Annotated in this window: 2 rRNA genes; both read left to right on the forward strand. The window is 57.2% G+C overall.

The window, feature by feature from the left end:
- Nucleotides 1-58 precede the first annotated feature (58 nt).
- Nucleotides 59-3,167: ribosomal RNA gene (locus ACGF4F_RS37235) — 23S ribosomal RNA — on the forward strand.
- Nucleotides 3,168-3,254: 87 nt separating this feature from the next.
- Nucleotides 3,255-3,371, forward strand: a 5S ribosomal RNA gene (rrf, locus tag ACGF4F_RS37240).
- Nucleotides 3,372-3,373: the final 2 nt, after the last annotated feature.

The following is a 3,373-nucleotide window of genomic DNA, read 5'->3' on the forward strand; positions in this document are numbered from 1 at the left end:
TGTGGGTTGTGGGTTGGTCGTTTGTTGAGAATTGCACAGTGGACGCGAGCATCTTTGTGGTCAAGTTGTCAAGGGCGAACGGTGGATGCCTTGGCACCAGGAGCCGATGAAGGACGTGGGAGGCCGCGATAGGCCTGGGGGAGCTGTCAACCAAGCTGTGATCCCAGGGTGTCCGAATGGGGGAACCCGGCTGGAGTCATGTCCAGTCACCCGCACCTGAACACATAGGGTGTGTGGGGGGAACGCGGGGAAGTGAAACATCTCAGTACCCGTAGGAAGAGAAAACAAAGAGTGATTCCGTGAGTAGTGGCGAGCGAAAGCGGATGGAGGCTAAACCGGCTGCGTGTGATACCTGTCAGGGGTTGCGTGGTCGGGGTTGTGGGACCCTGCTGCATGAGCTGACACTCGTGTGAGGAGTTACAAAGCCAGTTGCTAGCCGAACAGTCTGGAAAGGCTGACCGTAGGCGGTGATAGTCCGGTAGGTGAAAGTGGCTGGTCTCCTGTGGGTGTTCCCGAGTAGCGGCGGACTCCTGAAATCTGCCGTGAATCTGCCAGGACCACCTGGTAAGCCTAAATACTTCCTGGTGACCGATAGCGGACGAGTACCGTGAGGGAATGGTGAAAAGTACCCCGGGAGGGGAGTGAAATAGTACCTGAAACCGTTCGCCTACAATCCGTCGGAGCCTTGCGGGGTGACGGCGTGCCTTTTGAAGAATGAGCCTGCGAGTTAGTGGCATGTGGCGAGGTTAACCCGTGTGGGGGAGCCGTAGCGAAAGCGAGTCTGAATAGGGCGATACAGTCGCATGCTCTAGACCCGAAGCGGAGTGATCTAGCCATGGGCAGGCTGAAGCGCGGGTAAGACCGCGTGGAGGGCCGAACCCACCAACGTTGAAAAGTTGGGGGATGACCTGTGGTTAGGGGTGAAAGGCCAATCAAACTCCGTGATAGCTGGTTCTCCCCGAAATGCATTTAGGTGCAGCGTCGTGTGTTTCTTGCCGGAGGTAGAGCACTGGATGGTCTAGGGGGCCCACAAGCTTACCGAAATCAGCCAAACTCCGAATGCCGGTAAGTGAGAGCGCGGCAGTGAGACTGCGGGGGATAAGCTTCGTAGTCGAGAGGGAAACAGCCCAGATCACCAGCTAAGGCCCCTAAGCGTGTGCTAAGTGGAAAAGGATGTGGGGTCGCATAGACAACCAGGAGGTTGGCTTAGAAGCAGCCACCCTTTAAAGAGTGCGTAATAGCTCACTGGTCAAGTGGTTCCGCGCCGACAATGTAGCGGGGCTCAAGCACACCGCCGAAGCTGTGGCACTCACACAATAACCTTGTGCCTCCTTGATGGGGTATGCAGGTGTGTGGGTGGGTAGGGGAGCGTCGTGCCGGGGGTGAAGCAACGGGGTGACCTAGTTGTGGACGCGGCACGAGTGAGAATGCAGGCATGAGTAGCGAAAGAAGGGTGAGAAACCCTTCCGCCGGATGACCAAGGGTTCCAGGGCCAGGCTAATCCGCCCTGGGTGAGTCGGGACCTAAGGCGAGGCCGAGAGGCGTAGTCGATGGACAACGGGTTGATATTCCCGTACCCGCGAAGGAGCGACCCTGACGAACCTCGTTGTGCTAACCACCCAAACCATCTGAGACCTTCGGGTTGAGGGTGGGGAGCGTGGGAACCTGGCGGGTAGTAGTCAAGCGATGGGGTGACGCAGGAAGGTAGCTGATCCCGGCCGGTGGTTGTGCCGGGGTAAGCGTGTAGGCCGTGCCGTAGGCAAATCCGCGGCGCATATAGGCTGAGACGTGATGCCGAGCCGATTCAGGTGAAGTCAGTGATCCTATGCTGCCGAGAAAAGCCTCTAGCGAGTTCCGAGCGGCCCGTACCCCAAACCGACACAGGTGGTCAGGTAGAGAATACCGAGGCGATCGGGCGAACTGTGGTTAAGGAACTCGGCAAATTGCCCCCGTAACTTAGGGAGAAGGGGGGCCGGAGACGTGAAGCCCCGCGCGGGTGGAGCGTTGTATGGCCGCAGAGAGCAGGGGGAAGCGACTGTTTACTAAAAACACAGGTCCATGCGAAGAAGTAATTCGATGTATATGGACTGACGCCTGCCCGGTGCTGGAACGTTAAGGGGACCTGTTAGCTCTTCGGGGCGAAGCGGAGAACTTAAGCGCCAGTAAACGGCGGTGGTAACTATAACCATCCTAAGGTAGCGAAATTCCTTGTCGGGTAAGTTCCGACCTGCACGAATGGCGTAACGACTTCCCCACTGTCTCAACCACAGGCCCGGCGAAATTGCATTACGAGTAAAGATGCTCGTTACGCGCGGCAGGACGGAAAGACCCCGGGACCTTTACTATAGCTTGACATTGGTATCTGAGTTAGCTTGTGTAGGATAGGTGGGAGCCGGTGAAGCTCTAACGCCAGTTAGGGTGGAGGCAATCTTGAAATACCACTCTGGTTGATTCGGGTATCTAACTTCGGACCGTTATCCGGTTCAGGGACAGTGTCTGGTGGGTAGTTTAACTGGGGCGGTTGCCTCCTAAAGGGTAACGGAGGCGCCCAAAGGTTCCCTCAGCCTGGTTGGCAATCAGGTGTTGAGTGCAAGTGCACAAGGGAGCTTGACTGTGAGACTGACAGGTCGAGCAGGGACGAAAGTCGGGACTAGTGATCCGGCACTGGCATGTGGAAGCGGTGTCGCTCAACGGATAAAAGGTACCCCGGGGATAACAGGCTGATCTTCCCCAAGAGTCCATATCGACGGGATGGTTTGGCACCTCGATGTCGGCTCGTCGCATCCTGGGGCTGTAGCAGGTCCCAAGGGTTGGGCTGTTCGCCCATTAAAGCGGTACGCGAGCTGGGTTTAGAACGTCGTGAGACAGTTCGGTCCCTATCCGCCGTGCGCGTAGGATACTTGAGAAGGGCTGTCCCTAGTACGAGAGGACCGGGACGGACGAACCTCTGGTGTGCCAGTTGTCCCGCCAGGGGCACGGCTGGTTAGCTACGTTCGGAAGGGATAACCGCTGAAAGCATCTAAGCGGGAAGCTCGCTTCAAGATGAGGTATCCCACCACCTTCGGGTGGGTAAGGCCCCCAGCTAGACGACTGGGTTGATAGGCCGGAAATGTAAGCCCGGTAACGGGTTCAGTTGACCGGTACTAATAGGCCGAGGACTTGACTATCAAAGCTGCTACGCGTCCACTGTGCAACTCCCGACAAACGAACAATCACACCGTTTGGTGGTTGGTTGTTTGACATGTCGATAGAGTTACGGCGGTCATGGCGGAGGGGAAACGCCCGGTAACATTCCGAACCCGGAAGCTAAGCCCTCCAGCGCCGATGGTACTGCACTCGGGAGGGTGTGGGAGAGTAGGACACCGCCGGACAA

Source organism: Micromonospora sp. NPDC047740 (assembly GCF_043204735.1).
Classification (GTDB): domain Bacteria; phylum Actinomycetota; class Actinomycetes; order Mycobacteriales; family Micromonosporaceae; genus Micromonospora.